Here is a 21,421-nt window from a genome sequence, read left to right on the forward strand (position 1 = left end):
ATTGCCGTGTCCCATTCCAGGAGCCCTCCACGGCGTCGGGGTTGTTGCCGAAATTGTAGCTGCCCGCGAACGACTGGCCGTCAGCGGCGAGCTTGAACTTGCCGCTGCCTCGCGTGCCGTCCGACTGGAGCCAGGCGAAGCGCAGCACGTTGCCGCTCACCCTGCCGTTGATCTGCCCGGCGCTGCCGTCATCGCCTTGGTAGCGGCCGGAGACGCCGTTGCCGTTCTGCTGCAGCGAGAGCTCGTAGGCGACATTGTCGGCATTGGCGCTCCAGCTTCCACCGAAGCCGGCCGCTCCAGACGCCGATGTCTGCCTTTCCTTCGGCTTGGCGAACCCCGCCGCGCTCTTGGCGAAGCCGGCAGCCCCGCCGCCGAACTTCAGAAACCGGGCAGAGACACAGCCGGACACCGGCGCGCTGATCCGGCACCAGCCGCCATCGCCGCCGCTTTGCTTGTTTGCAATGATGCCTGCAGCGCCGGTCGCGCCGCACGGACCGGCCACCGACACAGTCTCGCCTTCCGGGACCGTGCCGGTCACCTGGCCATCGGGAGCATTGCGGACATTGAGCTTGTCCAGCCCCGCCTGGTTGATCACCACCGTCGCCGTCCCCCCGCCGCAGGAGTTATCGGCCTGGTCACCACCGCCACCTGCGTTACCGGTACCGCTGCCACAGGTGGCCAGAGCATCGGATCGCGCCTTGGCTTCCATGTCTAGAAGCTGCATGTCGTCCTTGTGACCCATGCACCACTTGACGTGATCCTCTCCGCTCGAAGCCCATAGAGCGCCGGTGCCACCACAGCCGCGACTGCTGTTTTCCTTAACGGCCTTAACGGCTGCCATTGCATAACGAACGCAAACTGTCCCCCACGGGGTTCCCGCAGACGAGGTCGAGCACCCTCCCCGATCCCCGGCCCGGCAGGTATGCTTGATGGGCTTCTCCGGTGGTGAACCCGTCGTGACGCAGGATGTGCCTGACCAATTCGCCGAAACAACCTGGTCAGATTGCCTTCGTGCCCTGACTCTGAAACAGTATTTGGTATTCGGCTCTACTTCTTTTGCTCGGATCGTGAAGCCGACTATGTTGATTGGGCTGGTCGGCAGCTGGTTGGGCGTCGTGTGGTAGTCGAAGGAGAAAGGGTTCCATTGGCGCCCAACCTCCCGAGGCAATATCGACATCGGTGGCGCATACTTGTTACCATTTTTAGTCATCTCAACTTCGAAGCCGACCAATTCGGGACGCACTCCGCCGATTGTAAAAACGGTTCCCGCCGTATTTCTCCAAGTGACCGTAATGCCGACGCTCAACCCTCCATATATTTGCGGGTCTGTCGGCGTTCCCGGACGGTCACGGGCGGACGCAGAGGTGGCGATTGCCGCGCATGATATGACGGTGAGGCCGACGACCGATATCCGCAGAACTGACGTGAGGGGCATTATGCACTCCAAAGACCGGGTTGATGTCCGCAGCTGAAATATCCAGTCATGTGTCGTGGGGCGACGCTCCCACTCGTCACCTGGTCCCCAGATCGAGTCACTTTTCCAAAAGGCATTGAGATGGAAGAGGCTCGACGGTCATCGCCCCGTCCGGCGCCCGACTTTCCCCTTCGTATCTGAGCCTGAGATCCACAAAGCCGTCCTCACCGCTCGAGTCGCCCTTGTCAGCGAGCAACCCGATCCTCAGTCCCGCTACGACATCGGCGCCCCCCGGCGCCGGGGCGAGCTTCTGCAGGCACGCGTCGCGCGCGTTGAGGAAGGCGTCCTTGTCGTCCGGCTTCGACGCCGGATCGCGGGTTTGCTCGATGCATGCTTCAAGACCGGCGAGACTTGGCAGCTTGACGCGAACCTTGGCGGTGCCGTCCAGAGCCTCGCCGGCCTCACCCTGGATTGACATGGACGAGCGCTTAACAGCGATCGAAAAGTCGCCGAAAGCCCCGCTCACCGTAACCGGGCCGGCGTCGCCGCCTGGATAAGCAAACGTCATCGGCAGGCTCCACCTAGGGTTCATGACGTCTGCGCGCCCACATGTGAGCTTGAGGGCGGCGGCGAGCGTCTCGCCCGGCAGCAGGAGAGCGCCAAACATTGCCAATGGCGGCAGGAATCGACTGATGGTGTAACCTGTCACGGTCGTGCGCTCCCTTGCCTATTGCCGTGTCCCATTCCAGGAGCCCTCCACGGCGTCGGGGTTGTTGCCGAAATTGTAGCTGCCCGCGAACGACTGGCCGTCAGCGGCGAGCTTGAACTTGCCGCTGCCTCGCGTGCCGTCCGACTGGAGCCAGGCGAAGCGCAGCACGTTGCCGCTCACCCTGCCGTTGATCTGCCCGGCGCTGCCGTCATCGCCTTGGTAGCGGCCGGAGACGCCGTTGCCGTTCTGCTGCAGCGAGAGCTCGTAGGCGACATTGTCGGCATTGGCGCTCCAGCTTCCGCCGAAGCCGGCCGCTCCAGACGCCGATATCTGCTTTTCCTTCGGCTTGGCGAACCCCGCCGCGCTCTTGGCGAAGCCGGCAGCCCCGCCGCCGAACTTCAGAAACCGGGCAGAGACACAGCCGGACACCGGCGCGCTGATCCGGCACCAGCCGCCATCGCCGCCGCTTTGCTTGTTTGCAATGATGCCTGCAGCGCCGGTCGCGCCGCACGGACCGGTCACCGACACAGTCTCGCCTTCCGGGACCGTGCCGGTCACCTGGCCATCGGGAGCATTGCGGACATTGAGCTTGTCCAGCCCCGCCTGGTTGATCACCACCGTCGCCGTCCCCCCGCCGCAGGAGCCGCCACCCTGGTCACCTCCGCCACCTGTCTCGGCGGCGCTGCCTCCGCCACCATTCTTGCAATCAATCAATCGCTGCTTGAAGCGGGCTTCCTCGGAATCGGCGACGCCATCACCGGAATGGGCCACGCATCGCTGCAGCCAATATTCGAGGGGATTGTTCCAGGGAGCGATTTGAACAAATTTACAGCCAAGACCGCGCGCCTCGCTGGCAATGGCTGACATGCGATCGCCATAGGCGACACACGCATTGCCCCTGCCGGTGTGCTTGACGGGCTTCTCCGGCGGAGGAGGTGTCGAGGCTGTTCCCGTCCTCACACCCGAGACGCAACAGCCGTTCGGCGTTGGCGGCGGCACAGCCGATTTCAGCCAGCATATTGGTTTAGGACCTTGAACGCCCGCCTTGACATAAGTCCAAGCCTTGCAGTTTGCGTCGGCTTCGCACGCCGACTTGCAGGGTCCGAAGCCAGCGATTGTGACCTCCAAATCGAACCTGTCGTAATCGTGGCCCGGTCGATCGACGCCCGTTTCGGCGGTCGAGTCCCCTCCGCTTCTTCCGGCATCGGCAGAATGGAGTGGCGGGAATCGCCGCGTGACCTGGCGCCAAGCCCCGCAACTCGACGAGAGTCCATATTTGCCGCCGTAGCAACCCTGTGCCGAATAGGTCACCGTGCCATCCGGCTGAACCGCCAGCCTTAGAACTGAACCCGTTTTCCATTCCGTCTGGGGTTGTCCGGGCACGATTGCGTTAAAGACGTCAGTATTTCCATCTGGCCACAGGGTGATCTCGAGGATGCGGGAGTTCCCGTTGAACGTCAGGTGCTCGTCCACACAAACGCCTGAGAAAGACGTGCAGTCGCTGGCATGCGCCGGGTCTGGCTGGAGGAAAGACATAAGCGTCAATACCGCGAGAAGCTCGCAGAAGCGGCGCGCCGTTCCCTCGAAAGACATGGCTTGGCTCCTCCGGGATGTGCCTGTTGAAGTTGCGTTCAACCAAAACGTCAGGTCGCCGCGATCATTGCCGCGTCCCGTTCCAGCTGCCCTCGACAGCATCGGGGTTGTTGGAGAAGTTGTAGGAGCCGTCAAAGGACTGGCCGTCGTCGGCGAGCACGAACTTGCCGCTCCCACGTGTGCCGTCCTTCTGGACCCACGAGAAGTACAGAATGTTGCCGCTCAGCTTGCCGCTGATCGTTCCGGCGCTGCCGTCGGCGCCCTGATAATTGCCTGAGACGTTGTTGCCCTTCTGCTTGAGCGAGAGGCTGTAGGCAACGTTGTCGGCATTGGCGGCCCAGCGTCCCGAGAAGCCGGCCCCCGCCGACGCGGGCTCCTGCGGCTGGCTCTTCGACTTCGCGAACCCGGCCGCGCCCCCGGGCAGCGTGCCAACATCACCACCGCCGAACGAAAGGAACTGGGAGGAGACGCAACCATGCACGGGCGCGCTGAGCTGGCACCAGCCACCGGCGCCGCCAGCGCCTCCGCCTGGCTGCGTCTTCGGCTTGGCGAACCCCGCCGCCCCGCTGATCGCGCCGCACGGGCCGACCACCGAGACCGTGTCGCCTTCTGGCACCGTGCCGACCACCTGGCCGCCGGGTCCGCTGCGCACGTTGAGCTTGTCGAGGCCCGGCTGGTTGATCACCACCGTCGCCAGTGCATTGCCATCGCCGCAGGCGCTATCCGCCTGCTGCATCGGGGGCATGCCACCCATATCCGCCGGTGTTTGAGGCGTGCCGCCTCCCCCGGCGTCATCGCCGCCGGCCGGCCTGAGCGTCTTGAGCTTGTTGCCGGTGCTTGTGCCTGCCGTTAGCACGACTGCGCCATTCGAAGCCGCTAAGGCCGGCGAGCCCACACCAAGCAGGATCGCTATGCCCAGGAAAAGGGGCCGGAACCCGCCGGCCCCGGTTCGGCATTCCCTGGTAGCCATTTGACGGTCCTTCTCGCCTATGGAACGCACCTTGTCCTGCCTAACCCGCGTTTCCCGAACTGGTCGGAGCGCCGCCGTTTCCGCCGGAAGCACCACCGCTCGGGTCGTTTCGCTGCAGTTCGACGCGACGATTTTTGGCGCGCCCTTCTTCGGTGTCATTGGATGCGACTGGTTGCGTCATGCCGGCGCCATCGGAGGTGAGGCGATCGGCTGCGATGCCATATTGGGAGACGAGCGCCGCAACGACGCTGGCAGCGCGCCGCCGCGACAGATCGAGGTTGTAGTCTGCGCCGCCCTGGTTGTCGGTGTGGCCGACGATACGCAGCTTCAGGTCCGGCTCCGACATCAGCAGCTGCGCGATCTGGTCGAGCGTCGGCTTGGACTCGGACTTGATGGTGTCCTTGTCGAAGTCGAACAATATCCCATAGACCGCAATCTTTCCGGTGTCAGAGAGCGCCGAGCCGATCTCCTTCGCGGTGACCACGCGGATCTTGCCGGTTTCCATCTCCTTCGTCTCGACAACCCGGACCACGGCGACGTTGCCGTTGCTGCTTTCGCCGAGATAAAGGGCCGCGTATACCGCGCCCTCCGGGCAGTCGAGCCGTGCGAGAAGGTAGCGCCCGCCTTCCTGGAACCAATTGTGCACGTAGTCGTCCGAAAGCTTCGGCAGGCTGAGCGGATCGCCGACGGCTTGGCCAAGCAGGTATCCGCCCTCAGGCTGGCCGGATTCGAAGCAGGAGCCGTTCTTGGTGGCGCAGGTGAAGACCTCCGAGAAGCCCTTCGCCTTCAGGCCTTCCTCGTAGTTGCGGAGCACCTCGAGCGTAGAACGGCCCTGCGGCAGCGCGTAGTAGATGAGAGTGATGTGGCCCTCGACCGTCTTGAAGCCCGCGCCGCCATTGCTGCTCGCCGGTGAAAAGGGAGCTTCGACGAGGTTTGCCTCATCGAATGCCATCGTCTGGTAACCGACGATCTCGGACCCGTCGTAGCGTCCGACCAGCGGGTGATCGGAACTGCCTCCGACATCCGCCGCGCTGGCAGGGAGCGCCATGCCCAGTCCGCCAAGGATCAGCAGCACGGGGATGGCGCCGATACCCTTCGTGCTGGCCATGGTTCTCATCGTCTTATACCTCAGGACAAACGCGATAGGTGGACTGCTGCGCTGACAAGCCCGCGACCGGACCGCCATCAGGGCGCGGAGCGGAGACATTCGGTCAAAAGCAGCTGTAGCGCCGCTCCCATTGCTAGGGCCGTGATCTGACGGGGAGAAATTGAATGATTGTATGCAGGATATTGGCGCCATGAATTTGGGCGCATTCGATCGGCCATTGGCTTGCAGCCAAACACGACAGTGCAATCCCGCGTCAGCAGGCTCTTAGCAGATTGTGGACCGCAAACTACGCTTCCAAACATCATGATGCCTTTGCCGATGGGCCATCCCTCGGCGGACGAATTGCGGCGTCGCTCTCGTCCCCGTAATCATCAGGCGCCGCAGATGAAACTGCCCAGAAAACCGTGGGTCGCCTATCATCATATGATGATAGGAAGGGGGACGGGCCGCGTTCGAAGCGTTGGGCCTCTGGGAGCCCCTGTCAGCGCGGGAGGGGGTGCGCCGACTTCAAGAGGGCAACCAACTGGCTTTGCTGGTTTGTACCGGTCTTGCGGAAAACGCGGTTGAGGTAGGTGCGCACGGTCGAGAATTGCAGGCCGGCTTCGGCTGCCGCTGCCTTGAGGCTATGTCCCTTGGCTAGCGCAGTCACAAGGTTTACCTCTGCAGGCGTCAGGTCGAAGAGGCCCGTCAAGATGGTCGGAGAGGGCACGAGGGCGCTTGCCGAGATCGCCGTCGCGACGACGAGCAGATCACCTCCATCGAAAAGGTCATGCGCGCTGCGTTTGAGTGGAAGCACATGCACTGCCGCCGGCGGTGTGCCCGGCACAGGGATAGATCGCGGGTAAAGTTTGCCACGCTTCGCTTGCAGCGCGGCATGGAACAGACGATTGCTCTGAGAATTGGCAACGGCGACGCCGCCAAACGCCGTCGGCAGGAAAAGCGACTGGTCGCGATCGAACAGGCTGTTGGTCGCCCGGACACGCCCGTTGGCGGCGAGAACGGCGGCCGGAAGCCCGATGTTGGCCAAGGCGTCGACAGCGCCGCGCGCCTGCGCGAGGCCGAGCCGCGCGGCCGCAAGTGTGGCGCGCGCCATGTCAGGTCTCATCCGGTCAAGAACTTCAAGTTGGCGCTCGTCGTAGCCCCCTTCGCCCAACCCGCGCTGGAAAACGAACATTGCCATCTCACCCGTGGGCATCGGGATGGCCGCGCAGGCATTCACGCCCAGGCCACGCGCGCGCAACCGAACGCGTATCGGATCATCCCGCACCTCGTCGGCCGTCATAAATCTGTCTACATCCACAAAGCTCGAGGGCCGAACGGTGCCCATACGCGCGGCGGCAGTAGACAGGCGCAGGCTTTCATCCTCAAGGAATTCATTCATCAGATCCTGCAGCCATGCGACGGCCTTTCCGCGAACCGGCGCGCCATCCGCGAAGACAAAGAGAGCGCCGCCTTTCGATGCCGACGCATCCGTGATCTGCCCGAGTACAGCGGGCCATTTTTCCGCTATGAACGCTGCTTCATAAAGCGCATCGACAATTTCTGTGAACATTCGCACTCGTCTTGCGCAGTCCATTCTTGTGCTGTGAACGCGTACGCCACCCACCGGCAGCATAGCGAAAAACACCTGGAATTTCCAAGCAATGACGCCGATCAGGTATTTGATTTGCTGGGGAGCGATTATGCTCTGCTGCGCTTGGAAAGCGCACGCAACAGGTCCGCCTCCTCCTTCGTCCCATCGTCTCGCAGCCAGGTGTTCCCGCTGTTCCAGTCTTTCTTGGCCAGGCGGCGCTCCATGCAGAGCCGGTCAAACACCCGCTGGAGCCAGATCAGCGGGCCAGTAAACACCACTGCAACGCGACAATGACATTGCCGCCAACCCAGGCCGAGGATCTAGCATTGTCTCACATAGGCGACGGGATGCGAAGAAAAATCCCAAACCTGCGGTGTCCCACCTTGGAACTAATTCGGCGACTGGCCCGGCGTTCAGTCGCTTTTGATGGCTGCGTCCGGAAGCGGCAGGCGTCCTAAACTGTGCACTATACGGGTGTGAAAACGACTCCGGCACCCATGGGCAAGAACAGCAGTTGAGCGCGTGCTCCGAGCGTGGCAAATCCACCGTATCTCAGGCTGATGGATCGAACGAAGCGACGGCCACGAGCTGCTCACGCAGCCAAGCGCTTCCAGCGTCGCGGTCAAATCGTCGGTGCCAGTACATTGTGACGTCCATTGCAGGCGATTCCATCGGTGGCATGAAGACATCCAATTCAAGGGCTTCGGTCACCTGACGCGCAAAGTGAACCGGGATGCTGCCGAGCAGATCGCTCGTCGCCACGGCGAGCGCTACAGCCTGGAAATGCGGAACGGTGACGACGACCTTGCGTGACAGGCCGAGCCTTTCGAGCGCAGGATCTATGGTTCCGGTTTTGCTTCCATCAGCCGAACGCAAGGCTTGCGGGATGGCGCAGAAAATGTCGGCAGGAATGGTTTCCCCAGGCCGGAGGCCCTTGGCCCCCAGGACCGGATGCCCACGGCGAGCGATGCAAACAAGCCAGGAGCGGAACAGCTTATGGCTGGCGATCCACTCCGGCGTCTCCAACGCCCGGTCCAAGGCGATGTCGGCCCTGTCGTCGCTCAGGAGGCCGAAAATGTCGGTCGAAGGGTGGTCTATCATCTGGAGGGTGATTGACGGCGCAGCGGGCGTTATTATCGCCGCCAACTTCGGCATGACCAAGGCTGAGAAATAATCCGATCCGACGAGCATAAAGGAACGCGTCGAGGTCCGAGGATCGAACGAAACGCCTGCCGCCAGAGCCTCTTCGATCTGCACCAGTGCCTGACGGACAGGTTCGGTCAGCTGAAAAGCGCGTGGTGTCGGCACCATGCGATTGCCGTCGCGCACGAAAAGCTCATCCCCGAGAATAGAACGAAGGCGCCCGAGCGCCGAGCTGACGGCCGGCTGCGAAAGGCCGACCCGTTCCCCGGCGCGTACCGTACTTCGCTCCAGCATCATGGCGTCGAAAACGCGCAGCAGATTGAGATCGAACGCGCTTAAATTCATGGTGCCAATATCCCGCATACAATCATTCAATTTCCGCCGGCCCGATCATTGCCCTAACAATGCAAACGGCGCTGCAGCGCCGAGCCTAGCTGACCGAACATGAAAGGGAAACGCGATGAACATCGCCACAGGCTCGGCGCCTGTCGCGCGCGCCGTCAAATGGATGGGCACGGTCTACAGGATCAATATCGGCAGATACCAGAGCGGAGGCATCGTGGGTGTCTTCGAATCGACGGTGCCTCCGCAAGGCGGCCCGCCGGTTCACGTGCACCACAATGAGGACGAGGTGATCCACGTGATCGAGGGCACCTACGAATTCTGGGTCGACGGTCAGGTTATGGCAGTGCCAGCAGGCGGGTCGGTCTTCTTGGCCCGCGGCGTGCCGCACACGTTCCGGGTCGTGAGTGCAGGGCCAGGGCGCAATCTTACGATCCTGACGCCCGGCGGGCTGGAGGAATTCTTCGTTGAGGCGGCCACGCGCGAACTGCGCATTCCCGACCAAATAACGGAAGTGGCGGAGCTTGCAGGCCGCTATGGGATTGAGTTCCGTGGACCGGCTAAGTGGGGCCAAAAAGCTCCAATGGCGGGGTAACGCATGTTCCGCCTCGCCGTGGCCGTTCTAGACAGGCGGCGGTCGATTGCGTGACAGCTCGAAAATCGCTGGCCACAATCTCACTTGGCGGCTCCGGGCAACTGAAGTCGGGCTTGAGATCCGCCCGGTAGAATTTTCCGAGACTCCGGTCGACTTTTCGCACGCTTGGTTTATGCCTTTTCGCACCTTCGCGATTGGATTGAGCGCGCCGACCTTGGACTGATTGGATTAACAGCACGCAGTGCGAGAACTTCAGAACTTCGACCGCGAGCCGGAGGTCAGCTCCGGTTCTTGCCCTTGATGTCGTGGATACGGCCGACGCAATCCACGACAGAGTTGTGACCACGTGTCGACACCGTTGGCTAAGCCGTCCCCGACCGTGCGGTTAACCCATAGGCAGCCTATATTCTAGCCCGCCTGGAAGGCGGCGCTGGCATCGCTAAGTGCACGTCAGCGGGTAGCGCCCAGACCGGAACGGTCGGCGCAGCGAACGGACTGGCGGTCGCGGGGGCTAGGCTAATCGTCATTACAGAGTAAATTGCCCGTGCGCCTTGCTCCATCAATTTCGGCAAAAATGCACAGCTTGTCGGCGAGACAAAACGCCTGATAATGTTGCCTTATCAGTCCTTTGCACTACTCTGCTCATGCTCCGCTTCCGCGGTGCAGGACCACATGCAGCGCGAGGGCCAGGTGGTCCACCTCGCTCGCAACATTGCCGATCTTTCCACTGAGTTCGCAAACGTCGGTGAACGTGAGGGAGGTTCCCCGTTCCACGATGGTGGCGACCAGATGCGCTATGGCAGTTCACGGGTCGATCGATGCGAGCCGCCTCCCCAAAGTTTGCGCAGCCGCCACATATCCGCCTGCTGGGCGCGACGCTTTCGTCGCTAGGCGATATGTTGCCGCCTGATCAGCGGCAGCTGTGGTTCGAACTGTAGGTATCTACGGCCGGTGGCAAAATCCGGCCCCTGACTCCCCCGATCATTGCTCGTGCGGATCTATCTCGCGGACGATCTGGGAGACCTTTCCTTCATACTCGTCTGCCCGCACGACCGAGAGTGTTCCGTCGCCGGCGCGGAAAATGACGATGCTGACCATGAGGCTGGTGGCAAGGCTGAAGGCAAAGGCGTTGGCTTCTATGAAGGACATCTTTCCGGCTCCTGTTCCTGGAAGCGGGGAGCGATCCCCGCGTGACAGGCGCCCGATGTGTCCGGCCGAGGGCCGCGATCACCGTGCAGGCACGGCCGAAACGGCGGCACGCTTTGCGTAGTCCGACCCTTTACGGGTTGATGGCATCAGGCCCTTGGACCGGATCAAGGAATTGCGCCGACAAACGCGGCGATCGCATCCTGTTCTCCATTCCAGGACGAGATGAGATGTGAACTTCGTGGTTCGCCGCCTTGCCTTCATTCGACGCCACATCGGCAGGGGCAGCCGTCAAAAAACGCCGCGGCCGGCGGGAGAGTGACTGACTTGCGGCGATTGGCCTGGTGGTGATGTCACGTGGCGCCAAACTTCATCACCGGAATGCCGAGCCTGCGGGCCTTGTCCGCGAGGTTGTCCTGAATGCCGGAGCCGGGGAAATGAATGACGCCGATCGGCAAGGTGTCAAGCATGGCGTCGTTGCGTTTGAAGGGCGCGGCCTTGGCATGCCTGGTCCAGTCCGGCTTGAAGGCGATCTGTGGCACCTTGCGGCTTTGAGCCCATTTGGCGGCGATCAGCTCGGCGCCTTTTGGCGATCCCCCGTGCAGCAGGACCATGTCTGGATGCTTAGCATGGACCTGGTCGAGCTTGGCCCAGATCAGCCGATGATCGTTGAAATCGAGCCCGCCTGTGAAGGCGACTTTTGGTCCAGGCGGCAACAGGACCTGGCTGGCTGCGTGCTTCCTCGCGGCCAGGAAGTCCCGGCTGTCGATCATTGCCGCGGTCAAGTGGCGATGGTTGACGACAGAGCCTGAACGTGGGCGCCAGATCGAGTGGGTGTGACGCTCGTAATGCTCGACAGCCTGGTCGCGCATCAATTCAAAGGCGCTGCGGCGTTCAAGCAGTGTCTGACCCTGGGCGATGAGACGCTCGAGCTCGACGGACTTGACCTCCGATCCGTCCTGTTCGCGCTGCAGCCGCTGCTGGGCGAGCTCATTTTCATCGAGCGCGCGTTCTATCCGCTTGGTCGCGCGATGGAACAGATTGACCGTACCCCACAGCAGTTCCTCGAGATCGGGTTCAAGGCGCGTGTCGGCCAGCGCCACCACGAGGGCGTCGAAGATGTCGGCGATGCTGGCCGCGACGACCCTGCCCTCGGGAAGCGGGCGCGTATCGGGTTCGTCGTCGAACGGACGGTAGCCGTAGAGCTGAAGCTCCTGAAGCATGTGTTCGATGGGTGAGGATGCGGGTTGCGGCTCGAAGCCGTATCGTGTTCGGTGCTCATGGCGGCTTGCCTTGGTGGGACCGGCCGCGCCCATCGCGGCCTTCATGGCGACGAAGGGGATGGACGACCCGGACTTGCACCCAAAGCGCCAGCGCAGGGCCGCAACGGCAGTGGAGGATGGCGGAGCCCGGCTATTTTGTCTCGCGATGGAAAGGCCCTTGCCACCCCGCGCGGCGCGCCGCGTGGGGTGGCAAGGGCCGCCGGAAAATAGCCGGGCGCAGCCATTGCCTGTCCGGATCGCCCAGCGCCCGATCGCCCTCTTGAAGTCCGTGGGCCGGCCCTCGCCTCAACGAAGGACCTCCATCGCATCCGAGCCATGCACCGCCGGCACGCGCCCTTCTTCCCCTTACGGTCAGGCCGCCCGGTTCATGAAGCGATCGACATCCTGCGGCGCGATCTGGACCCGCAGGAACGCCCTTAGGGCATCGGCACCGAGCAGACGCAGATCCTCGTTCAAGTCCCCGAGTTGCGGCGTCAGCACAATCGCCTCGATACCGGCCGCGTTGGTGCGCTCGATGAGGGTTGCCACTGCTGTGTCGCCTGCAGGATCGTTGTCGCGGGCGATGTAGAGCCGCCGCAATGTCCCCGGGAACAGGATTGAGGAGAGATGCGCGGCGGACAGCGCTGCCATCGCTGGCATGGCAGGCAGGACGGTGCGTTGCGACAGCATGGTCTCGATGCCTTCACCTGCGGCCATGACATCGCAGCCGCAACCGAAGCGGACCGCGGGACCGAGCAGTTCGCCCATGGCTCGTCTCGGTGTCTCGATCGGAGCGCGCCCGAGATGGGCCTCGCTGAACCCGCGCGGATCGAGCCAGGTGCGATGGGCGCCGGTGAGCTTGCCTTCAAGGTCGGTGACCGCCGCGATCATTGCCGGCCATGTTTCGGTCGGGCCGCGTCCAGGACGGTAATAGCAGCGCGGATGAAACCGGAGGCTCCCGGTCTCCTGCAAGGCTGTAATCGCGCGTCCTCGCAGATAGGTCTCCACAAGCGTTCCTGGTATCGGCCTCGACATGGAGATCAACCGAGCCGCGGCCTCGGCGGAGCCGCTGTCAACAGGACCGGATTGCTCCCAGCGGTCGTTTGGTTCGCTCGTCGTCGACGGAATGGACAGAAAGCCGCGCGCCTCATCGGACACGTCCTTGAAATCGGCCAGGCCAATAGATTCGCGAATAATGTCCAGCAAGTCGCCATGCTCGCCGGTGGCGGCGTCGGTCCACTTCCCGGCGGCGCGCCTGCCGGAATCCGGTCCCTTAAGACGGACATAGAGCGAGCGCCCGGGCGCATTGCGCGCATCGCCAACCAGCCAGTAATTGCCGACGCGGCGACCATTGGAAAGATAGCGGCGGCACACCGCCTCGGCCTGCTGAGCGAGGCGGCGCGCCAGTTCGGATGCATCGCGAAGTGGCATCAGCTGGCCTCCCTCTCGCTGATGCGCTGCACCGGATATCGCTCTATGACCTTGGCCAGCACCGCAGGCCCGCTTGCGTCCGCGGGCACGAACATGCGCAGCTTCCAGGATATGATCTCGTGGAAAAGCCCGTAGGCCGTTAGCCGCTCGCGCATGGTATCGGTGAAGCCCGACAGTTCGATGCGGTTGGCGCTCATCACACGGACGCGGCGCAGATGAAGTCCCTCGGCGAGGTCGAGCATGGTGCTGCCATCCACAAGGGCGTTGAAGGCATCCTGTGCCGTAAGCGTGCCGACGCGGTTTGCGAGCGCCCCGGCGGCCCATGCGGCCGAAACCTTGCGGCCGATGATGCGCTCCCCCTGGTCGGTCTGGAGCCGATAGACCCGGCTTGACTCAGTTGGGAGTCGCTTCCAGATCGGCAGCAGCAGTCCCGCGACAATGTGGATGGTCGAATCCGAGAATGTCGGGACGCCCGCGACCTCGGTATTCCAGGCAGCAGTGAAGGTCTCGCGATCAGCCTGCTTCCAATGGCTGTCTTCCATCATACGTAGCAAGGCATGGTGTTGTTCCATGGGGCGGATCAGCCGTACCCGCCGCTCGATTTCGCCATCATCGAGCATGAATGATGGCGCGGGCACCTGCACGGCAGCACGCCCTGAGCGTTCGTTGACGAGCAGTTTGGCGCGCGGATCATCGAGCTGCGCGACAGCTTCCTCTAGCGGCACAGGTCGGTTGCGCTGGCGCTGATTTATGGTGAGGAGCTGGGTTTCCGCGCCGGTGCCCGGATGGGCGTAGATCGCCCGCCGGTCGGTGACGACGAAACTCTCCGCTCGCAGCGTTTCCAGCCCGAGGTCGTAGACCCCAGCTGCGATGGCGCCCTCCAACTTGGCTGCGAGCAACTGCTCGAAAGCCGCGAACAGGATGTCCTGCAGATCGATGGTGAGCGCCAGAAGGCGATTGAGGAAAGTGGTGATCGGCGGCAACTCGTCCTTGAGGCCGTTCTCGTCCGTCAGCGTCAGCCCCGTTGTCTGCTCGAACAGCTTGAGTGAGCAGCCTTCCACCTTGCCGCGGACGATCAGCAGATAGAGTTGCCGCAACGCATCGCGCGCATAATGCGATTCCAGATTGTCCTCCGGCCGGAACACGCCCTGTCCGCCGGTCTGGCGCTGGCCGCGCGTGATCGCGCCCAGCGTGTCGAGCCGCCGAGCGATTGTGGAGAGGAAGCGTTTCTCGGCTTTCACATTGGTGGCGATCGGTCGGAAAAGCGGTGGCTGGGCCTGATTAGTCCGATGCGTGCGGCCAAGGCCCTGAATGGCGGTATCCGCCTTCCAGCCAGGCTCGAGAAGGTAGTGGACGCGCAGGCGCGTGTTACGCGCGGAAAGCTCCGCATGGTAGCTGCGGCCTGTCCCGCCGGCATCGCTAAACACCAGGATGCGCTTGACGTCATCCATGAACGCCTGTGCCTCGGCGACATTGGCCGAGGCCGCACGGCACTCGACCATCAGGCGTTCGCCCTTCCTGACGATGCGCCGCGACCGGCCCGTCACCTCCGCCACCATGTCGGCGCCGAAGCGCTGGACGATCTGGTCGAGCGCGCCAGGAACCGGTGGCAGGCTCGCCAGCTTCTCGATTAGAGCTGTGCGGCGCGCGACCGCCTCGCGGCTTTCAACGGGCTGGCCGTCGCGAAACACTGGCCTCGACGACAGATTGCCTTCAGAATCCGTGAAGGGTTCGTAGAGCTGCACTGGAAAGGAATGCTCGAGATAGTCGAGCACATATTCGCGCGGCGTGATGTCGACGCGGACATCGTTCCATTCCTGCGTCGGCACCTCCGCCAGCCTGCGTTTCATCAGCGCCTCGCCGGTGGAGACGATCTGAATCACGGTCGAATGCCGGGATTGAAGATCCTGCTCGATCGAACGAATGAGCGTCGGCGTCTTCATCGAGGTCAGCAGATGACCGAAGAAGCGCTGCTTGGCGCTTTCGAAAGCCGAGCGCGCGGCGGATTTGGCCTGGCGATTCAACGTGCCATTGTCGCCGGTGATGTTGGCGGCCTGCATGGCCGCGTCGAGATGGTTGTGAATGACGGCAAAGGCGCCGGCATAGGCATCGTAGATCCGCCGCTGCTCAAGCGTCAGCTTATGTTCGACCAGTTCATATTCGACGCCGTCGAAGGAGAGCGAGCGTGCCGTATAGAGGCCGAGCGCTCGAAGGTCGCGGGCAAGCACCTCCATTGCCGCCACGCCGCCCGCCTCGATCGCCTCGACGAACTCCGCGCGGGTCGAGAACGGCAAGTCCTCGCCGCCCCACAGGCCCAGCCTCTGGGCGTAGGCCAAATTGGCGACGGTGGTCGCGCCGGTCGCGGAGACATAGACCACACGAGCGCTGGGGAGGGCATGCTGCAGGCGCAAGCCGGCGCGGCCTTGCTGTGAAGGCGCGATATCGCCACGCTCTCCCTTGCCGCCGCCGGCATTCTGCATGGCGTGCGCCTCGTCGAATATGAGCACTCCGTCGAAATCCGGGCCCAACCATTCGACGATCTGCCTGACGCGCGAAACCTTCTCGCCACGATCGTCGGAGCGTAGCGTGGCATAGGTTGTAAACAGGATGCCTTCTGGAAGCGTGATCGTGCGCCCTTGCGGGAAGCGCGAGAGTGGCGTGACCAGCAGGCGCTCCATGCCGAGCGCGGCCAAGTCGCGCTGCGCGTCCTCGAGCAGCTTGTCTGATTTCGAAATCCACACGGCCTTGCGTCGGCCCTGCAGCCAGTTGTCGAGCACGATGCTCGCCGACTGCCGGCCCTTGCCGACGCCGGTCCCGTCGCCGATGAAGAAGCCGCGCCGGAAGCGCATTGCTCCCGGCGCGTCATCAGGAACTGCTTTGACAACATCCAGCGTGTGGTCGACTGACCATGATCCGGCAAGAAAACCGCAATGCGCCTCGCCGGCCAGGATCACCGTTTCGAGCTGGGCGTCGGAGAGAGACGCCAGGATATCGGCCGGCAACGTCGGACGATAGCTCGGCTTTGGCGGCGCGACAGAGGCCATCGCCGCGGACTGGACCAGCCTGGTCGGGTGCGCCTGGGAGCCGGGAATACGGATCGTCTGCAGTCCATATTCCTCATAGATCGCGTCGCTCAGCCGCGCTCCCTCGTCGGGCGCCCAATCAACGGTCTCGTATGACAGTTCGATGCCGGCCGGCTCCGGCAACTGCCGATGAGCCGGACCTGCGGCAGTGCGCGCGCGATAGCCCCGGATCGTCCGGGGCGCGACAATGGCCGGAACGACCCTGGTCGCTTCGGCGATCGGCGATCGTGTCGGAACGTGCTTCTCGATCCAGCCGAGCAAGGTGGCGACATCCGGTGCAAAGCCGGCCGACACCGGAACGAACGACAGGGCGCCAGCCGGGATCTTGTCGATGACCGTCAGCCGGGTTTCTATCGCTGTGCCGTGCCTGGCGTAGACGGCGCCACTGATCGTGGCAGTGAAGACGACGCGGCCATGCGCGCGCAGGCGCGCGAAGGCGTTGGACCACGCCGGCATCTCCGGCCCAAAGCTCGCGCCAGTGATGGTGACCAGCCGGCCGCCGTCGGCGAGCCGCGCGAGCGCCGAGGCGACATGGCGATAGGTCGCATCCGCGACGCGCCCCTGCACATTGGCGAGCACCGAAAACGGCGGGTTCATCAGCACAACAGTCGGCATGCTCGCCCGATCGAGATAGTCGTCGATCAACGCCGCGTCGAAGCGTGTGACCGTGAGGGCTGGGAAAAGATTACACAGAAGGCCGGCACGCATCTCGGCAAGCTCGTTCAGCAGAAGGGAGCCGCCGGCGATCTCGGCGAGGATCGCAAGAAGACCGGTGCCGGCGGAAGGTTCAAGCACCCGGTCTGTTGGTCCGACCGCGGCGGCGGTGACGGCTGCGAGACCGAGCGGGATGGGTGTAGAGAACTGCTGCAGGGCCTGGCTTTCCTTGGAGCGGCGGGTATGCGTGGGCAGAAGATCCGCAATCCGCTCGAAAAGCGGCAATGCGGATGCCAGGGAGCCGGCCTTGCGCAGAAGCCGCTTGCCGTATTTGCGAAGGAACAGGACCGTCGCGACCTCGCAGGCGTCATAGGCCGTCTTCCAGTCCCAGGCGCCGCTTGTGTCGGATGCCCCAAATGAGACATCCATCGCCGCTCGCAGCGCGACGGCATCGACGCGCCGACCACATTCGAGGTGGGGGAGTAGATGAAGGGCCGCCGCATAAACTGCTGCGGCTGGATCGGCGGACGTAGCGGCGGAAGCGGCAGCATTGGCGACCGCTGTCGGAGACAAGACGTTCATCGGAGATCCTCTGGAGAGCGAAACCGGGAAGAGCCCATCGGCGCTCTCTCTGACCGCACGGGCTCAACCCGTCCCGGCCGGACACTCACTCTCACAGCGGAACGCAAAAACGCCCGGCGCTCTTACGAGAGCCGGGCGATGGGGCGCGGAAGGAAACCGGCCTATTCGGCGGCGTCTAGCTGCTTTTCTTCCTGGTCGGCCGAAGCGGCATCGTCGTCACCTGCCAGGAATTCCGGCAGGGCTTCGTCGTCGTCAGCGTTGGTGTCGGCTGCTTCTGCATCAACGTCGACAGGCCGCAGCGGTTCGGGCAACCAGCCGCTATCGGCGAGCAGGCGTTCGGCTTCCTTGGCCATGTCGCCCTTCTTGAGGTGATCGATGAGCTGAGCGGCGCGTTCGCCGGCACCTTCGCGAACCGCTTCCAGGATACGCGCCTTGGTGACACGGCCGAGATAGTTGCCGACAGTGGGGCGCCATCCGGCGTCAATCATGTCGAGCCCAACTGCCCGGGCGAGGTGATCGGCATCGGCAAGCCGCTGCTGGACGCCGTGCGTTGAGATGGCGCCGTTGCCATAGCGATCGGCCCTTTCATAAAGGGCGTTAACGCCGAAGGATGCGCAGTGGGCGAACAGTTCAGCCTGCTCGGTGCCCGTCAGCGCGGAGAGCGCGTCCCATAAGTCGGCGACGTCCGATGGAAGACGCTTTTCCCAGGCCTCATGGCGGGCCTGGATCGAGCGCGCATAAACCGTATCCCGGAGCCCTTCGGACTGGACCGCAAAGACCGTGCCGCGGACAAAGACTTCCATCGCCACGCCTTGCGCGCTGTAGCGAGAGAAAGCGTCGCGGACGAATTTGTGAAGCACGGCCAGGAAGGCGGTCGCCGGATCGTTTGCGAGCTTGTCGCGCAGAGCCAGTGTGCGATCGGCCGTCAGTTCCATGATCAGGCGATCCGGTAATGGTTTGTTGCTGTCTTCCTCGTCATCCTCCTGTTCCACCTGCTGGCCACCGATGGTGATCACGGCCCGCTGAACCGAGCCCGTCGCTTCGACGTCGGCCCCGTCGACGCCGGGATCGCTAGCGCCTTCGGGCGTAGCGGGCGCCTCATCCTCCGGCCTCACAAAGCCGCGCTCGACGAGAAGCACACCGTCCGTATCGAGGCTGACGAAGACACCTGCACGCGCGATCTCGACCGGATCGAAGCGGACGGGACGCGCCTCGAGTGATTTGATCGCGGTTTCGATCTCGCCAAACCGCTGGTCGACATCATCCGGCAGTTCGTCGGCCTCCTCGTACTGCGCCTGAAGCTTGTCGAACTCGTCGCGCAGCGCATCGAGCGTTACCTGCTCGTCGCCGGTCAAGTCGATCGGCGTGCCCTCGAGCTCGCGCAAACCGTTTGTCGCTCCATAGGGGAAGCTCACGGCGACTTCGATCCACTTCCAACCTTCGTTGGCAATCTCGTCGGCTATCATCTGCAGCTTCTCGGTGACGAGCCGTTCGAGCAGCGGGACGTCCTGGAGCCACCCGCCATCGTCCGACTGAAACAGGTCGCGCAGCACTTCACCGCCCGCCGCCTCATAGCTCTCGAGCCCGACGAAAACTGCCCGCTTGTCGGAGGCGCGCACCGTATTCTCGGTTAGCATGCGGCGGATCTGGTAGGGTTCCTTCGACCAGCTGTTCTTGACCGCCTCCCAGACCTGTTCCTGTCGGGCATGGTCACTGCTGACGGAAAATGCTTCGAGCTGGGCGATCGTCATGCCGTCCTCGGCGTAGACGTCAAGAAGCGCCGGCGACACGGCCGTTAGCTTGAGACGCTGCTTCACCACGTTGGTGGAGATGAAGAATGCGGCTGCGATCTCCTCCTCCGACATGCCCTTTTCGAGCATGTCCTTGAACGCCCGATATTGGTCCAAGGGGTGGAGCGGAGCGTGTTCAACGTTCTCGGCAAGCGAGATTTCCTCGGCGAGGACCGGGCCGGACGTATTGCCCACAACACAGGGAACCGATGCGGTCTTCGCAAGCCGTTTCTGTTTCACAAGCATTTCCAGAGCGCGATAACGCCGCCCACCGGCTGGGACCTCGAACATTCCGGTCTCTTCGCCGCCGGCATCGAGCACGGGACGGACATGAATGCTTTGGATGAGGCCGCGCCGAGCGATCGATGCCGCCAGGTCCTCGATCGAGGCGCCCGCCTTGATGCGTCTGACGTTGTTTTGGGCAAGCACCAGCTTGTTGAAGGGAATGTCGCGCGAGGGCGACAGGGTGATCTTCTGAACGGCGTTGGCCATCGAGGTTTCTCCGAGACGGGCGCCGAGAGCCTCTCTCTCGGTCCTGAACCCGTCACCGACTTCCTTCCGATCTCTCTCTCTTCATTTCTCGAATGAACCGGCACACCAAGGACGAGCAAGCGACGACTTGCAGAACGCGCATGCCTTCGACGGTTGGCGCTGACTTGGCCAACAGGGCTTACGGACCGGCTCATGCCGCTCTCCTTTCGTTGCCCGCACCCAAGTCGATGGATGCGTCAACCTCTTCCGGGAGGTAGCCGAGGAGCCACTCGGCTGCCCTGCTGGCCCGGCTGGCGGCACGCACGATGGCGCGGCTGTCCTTTCGCAACACTTCCAGCCAGGAGCCGACATAGTCGGAATGTCGCACTGTTGGCACGATACCCAACGCCGCGCAGCAGAACGCTGCGTTTATCTCCGCCACGAGTTCCTCGAAGGCGTACTTCCTTGAGCCGAAAGAACCAGAGAGGTCACGGGCCAAGCGTGAAGAGTGGCCGGTGGCATGCCCAAGCTCATGCAACGCAGTGCGATGCCAGTCGATCGGCTCGAAAAATGCTTGAGGGGGCGGCACCTGAACATAGTCGTAAGGCGGCATGTAGAATGCGCTGTCGCCGCCAATGCGGAAATCGATACCTGTGGCCTTGATCAACGCCTCGACTCGTGGCTCGACCAAGCTAGCGGGTGGCGGCGGCGATAAAGCTGCGACTTCATCAGAGAGTCCTTCACATTGCTCGATATTGAAAACGGTGAAGCGCTTCAGGAACGGCATCGCCTGGGCGTTCTCGCCTGTCTCGCGAGCCCGTTTCTTCTCATGATCCGGGACAAAACGATCGGCATAAACGACCGTCGTACCACGCTCGCCCCTGCGAACGTTCCCGCCGAGCGTGACAGCCTGTCGATAGGTCACCCAACTGTGCGTTGGGAATCCGCGTTCGGCGACGGCGCCCCAGAGAATAAGCACATTGATCCCGCTATATGCTCGGTGTGTACTGGCGTTTTTCGGAAGCGCCGCGGAGGTCGTTGCCACCGCGGTGCCCCACGGCTGTACCCAAGGAAAATGCCCCGCTTCAAGCTCGGCAATTATCTTGCCGGTGATCTCGTCGTAAAGGTTCGGCCGGTCGGCGACGGAATGAGTTCGGTTAGTCCGGACAGACATCACAATTCTCCGCGACGGGCGCCGAAGGCCTCTCCTTCCGCTTTCAACCCGTCGCGAAAACCCCCTCCCCCTCTGACTCTCTGTCGGGAGAGCCGCCGCTCTCCCGACCAACCCGAAAAAGGGCGTACAAGGCGCAGGCACCGAAATGTCCGTCAGCGGAAATAAGTCAGTTCGGTGCTGGAGCAGGTTCGTGGCCCTGAGACCGGTTCAACAGGGCGGCCGAAGGAGCATCAGCATAGCGACGCCGTGAGGCGATCGCGGTAGGGACGCTCATTGCTGAGCGCCCCCCGCACAGATCCGTACGTGCAGAATTCCCGCATACGGCTCCTACCTTGGGTGTTTGACGGCGAAGCGGATAGCCGGCCAGGGATGCAGGATTCT

Annotated in this window: 14 protein-coding genes and 1 pseudogene; 2 read left to right on the top strand and 13 right to left on the bottom strand. The window is 63.1% G+C overall.

Going from position 1 to position 21,421, the window contains the following annotated elements:
* The 7 genes and pseudogenes from EN862_RS36405 to EN862_RS33885 all read right to left on the bottom strand — a co-directional run.
* Window positions 1–724, bottom strand: a pseudogene (locus EN862_RS36405) (hypothetical protein); the annotation flags it as partial.
* Between the two features lie 808 nt (window positions 725–1,532).
* Window positions 1,533–2,123, bottom strand: coding sequence for a hypothetical protein (locus tag EN862_RS33860; protein WP_127868797.1), 591 nt, complete (start codon window positions 2,121–2,123; stop codon window positions 1,533–1,535).
* 18 nt (window positions 2,124–2,141) lie between these two features.
* The gene (locus EN862_RS33865) at window positions 2,142–3,596 is read right to left on the bottom strand and encodes a PAN domain-containing protein (RefSeq protein ID WP_193771624.1); all 1,455 of its coding nucleotides are present in this window, start codon (window positions 3,594–3,596) and stop codon (window positions 2,142–2,144) included.
* A 184-nt stretch (window positions 3,597–3,780) separates the two neighbouring features.
* Window positions 3,781–4,686, bottom strand: a complete 906-nt coding sequence (locus EN862_RS33870; RefSeq protein WP_127868799.1) for an SH3 domain-containing protein — start codon at window positions 4,684–4,686, stop codon at window positions 3,781–3,783.
* Window positions 4,687–4,726: 40 nt separating this feature from the next.
* Window positions 4,727–5,794 (bottom strand): OmpA family protein, encoded by a 1,068-nt coding sequence (locus EN862_RS33875; RefSeq protein WP_245519805.1) that lies wholly within the window; start codon window positions 5,792–5,794, stop codon window positions 4,727–4,729.
* A 481-nt stretch (window positions 5,795–6,275) separates the two neighbouring features.
* A complete protein-coding gene (locus EN862_RS33880) occupies window positions 6,276–7,346 on the bottom strand; it encodes a helix-turn-helix transcriptional regulator (RefSeq protein ID WP_127868800.1) in 1,071 nt (356 codons plus the stop codon).
* 573 nt (window positions 7,347–7,919) lie between these two features.
* Window positions 7,920–8,873 (bottom strand): LysR family transcriptional regulator, encoded by a 954-nt coding sequence (locus tag EN862_RS33885; protein WP_245519806.1) that lies wholly within the window; start codon window positions 8,871–8,873, stop codon window positions 7,920–7,922.
* A 97-nt stretch (window positions 8,874–8,970) separates the two neighbouring features.
* Between EN862_RS33885 and EN862_RS33890 the strand changes: the two genes are divergently transcribed.
* Window positions 8,971–9,447, top strand: a complete 477-nt coding sequence (locus tag EN862_RS33890; RefSeq protein WP_127868802.1) for a cupin domain-containing protein — start codon at window positions 8,971–8,973, stop codon at window positions 9,445–9,447.
* 981 nt (window positions 9,448–10,428) lie between these two features.
* Here EN862_RS33890 and EN862_RS36410 read toward each other — a convergent pair.
* The 5 genes from EN862_RS36410 to EN862_RS33910 all read right to left on the bottom strand — a co-directional run bounded on the left by EN862_RS36410 (window position 10,429) and on the right by EN862_RS33910 (window position 19,842).
* Complete coding sequence (locus EN862_RS36410) at window positions 10,429–10,596, bottom strand: hypothetical protein (RefSeq protein WP_189401996.1); 168 nt, start codon at window positions 10,594–10,596, stop codon at window positions 10,429–10,431.
* Between the two features lie 350 nt (window positions 10,597–10,946).
* Window positions 10,947–11,909, bottom strand: coding sequence for a DUF2493 domain-containing protein (locus tag EN862_RS33895; RefSeq protein WP_245519807.1), 963 nt, complete (start codon window positions 11,907–11,909; stop codon window positions 10,947–10,949).
* A gap of 318 nt (window positions 11,910–12,227) precedes the next feature.
* Window positions 12,228–13,286 (bottom strand): toprim domain-containing protein, encoded by a 1,059-nt coding sequence (locus EN862_RS33900; RefSeq protein WP_127868803.1) that lies wholly within the window; start codon window positions 13,284–13,286, stop codon window positions 12,228–12,230.
* On the bottom strand, window positions 13,286–17,605 hold the full coding sequence (locus EN862_RS33905) for a strawberry notch family protein (protein ID WP_127868804.1): 4,320 nt from the start codon (window positions 17,603–17,605) through the stop codon (window positions 13,286–13,288). The genes EN862_RS33900 and EN862_RS33905 overlap by 1 nt, the downstream gene beginning before the upstream one ends.
* Before the next feature lie 161 nt (window positions 17,606–17,766).
* Window positions 17,767–19,842 carry a ParB/RepB/Spo0J family partition protein gene (locus EN862_RS33910; protein WP_245519811.1) on the bottom strand — a complete coding sequence of 692 codons (2,076 nt, stop codon included), beginning with the start codon at window positions 19,840–19,842 and terminating at the stop codon, window positions 17,767–17,769.
* On the opposite strand from EN862_RS33910, the gene EN862_RS37130 reads away from it, so the two are divergent.
* Window positions 19,726–19,983, top strand: a complete 258-nt coding sequence (locus tag EN862_RS37130; protein WP_245519812.1) for a hypothetical protein — start codon at window positions 19,726–19,728, stop codon at window positions 19,981–19,983. The genes EN862_RS33910 and EN862_RS37130 overlap by 117 nt on opposite strands.
* 94 nt (window positions 19,984–20,077) lie before the next feature.
* Here the strand turns inward: EN862_RS37130 and EN862_RS33915 are convergent, their stop codons facing one another.
* The gene (locus EN862_RS33915) at window positions 20,078–21,040 is read right to left on the bottom strand and encodes a zincin-like metallopeptidase domain-containing protein (RefSeq protein ID WP_127868806.1); all 963 of its coding nucleotides are present in this window, start codon (window positions 21,038–21,040) and stop codon (window positions 20,078–20,080) included.
* Window positions 21,041–21,421 lie beyond the last annotated feature (381 nt).

The sequence above is a fragment of the Mesorhizobium sp. M2E.F.Ca.ET.219.01.1.1 genome (assembly GCF_004016445.2).
Lineage (GTDB): Bacteria > Pseudomonadota > Alphaproteobacteria > Rhizobiales > Rhizobiaceae > Mesorhizobium.

What these genes read in the sequence shown, in the direction of transcription:
- EN862_RS33900 (WP_127868803.1), bottom strand. Translation starts at nt 13,286, where the DNA reads ATGCCACTTCGCGATGCATCCGAACTGGCGCGCCGCCTCGCTCAGCAG.
- EN862_RS33895 (WP_245519807.1), bottom strand. Translation starts at nt 11,909, where the DNA reads ATGGGCGCGGCCGGTCCCACCAAGGCAAGCCGCCATGAGCACCGAACA.
- EN862_RS33915 (WP_127868806.1), bottom strand. Translation starts at nt 21,040, where the DNA reads ATGTCTGTCCGGACTAACCGAACTCATTCCGTCGCCGACCGGCCGAAC.
- EN862_RS33890 (WP_127868802.1), top strand. Translation starts at nt 8,971, where the DNA reads ATGAACATCGCCACAGGCTCGGCGCCTGTCGCGCGCGCCGTCAAATGG.
- EN862_RS33875 (WP_245519805.1), bottom strand. Translation starts at nt 5,794, where the DNA reads ATGGCCAGCACGAAGGGTATCGGCGCCATCCCCGTGCTGCTGATCCTT.
- EN862_RS33905 (WP_127868804.1), bottom strand. Translation starts at nt 17,605, where the DNA reads ATGAACGTCTTGTCTCCGACAGCGGTCGCCAATGCTGCCGCTTCCGCC.
- EN862_RS33885 (WP_245519806.1), bottom strand. Translation starts at nt 8,873, where the DNA reads ATGCGGGATATTGGCACCATGAATTTAAGCGCGTTCGATCTCAATCTG.
- EN862_RS37130 (WP_245519812.1), top strand. Translation starts at nt 19,726, where the DNA reads ATGAATGCTTTGGATGAGGCCGCGCCGAGCGATCGATGCCGCCAGGTC.
- EN862_RS36410 (WP_189401996.1), bottom strand. Translation starts at nt 10,596, where the DNA reads ATGTCCTTCATAGAAGCCAACGCCTTTGCCTTCAGCCTTGCCACCAGC.
- EN862_RS33870 (WP_127868799.1), bottom strand. Translation starts at nt 4,686, where the DNA reads ATGGCTACCAGGGAATGCCGAACCGGGGCCGGCGGGTTCCGGCCCCTT.
- EN862_RS33880 (WP_127868800.1), bottom strand. Translation starts at nt 7,346, where the DNA reads ATGTTCACAGAAATTGTCGATGCGCTTTATGAAGCAGCGTTCATAGCG.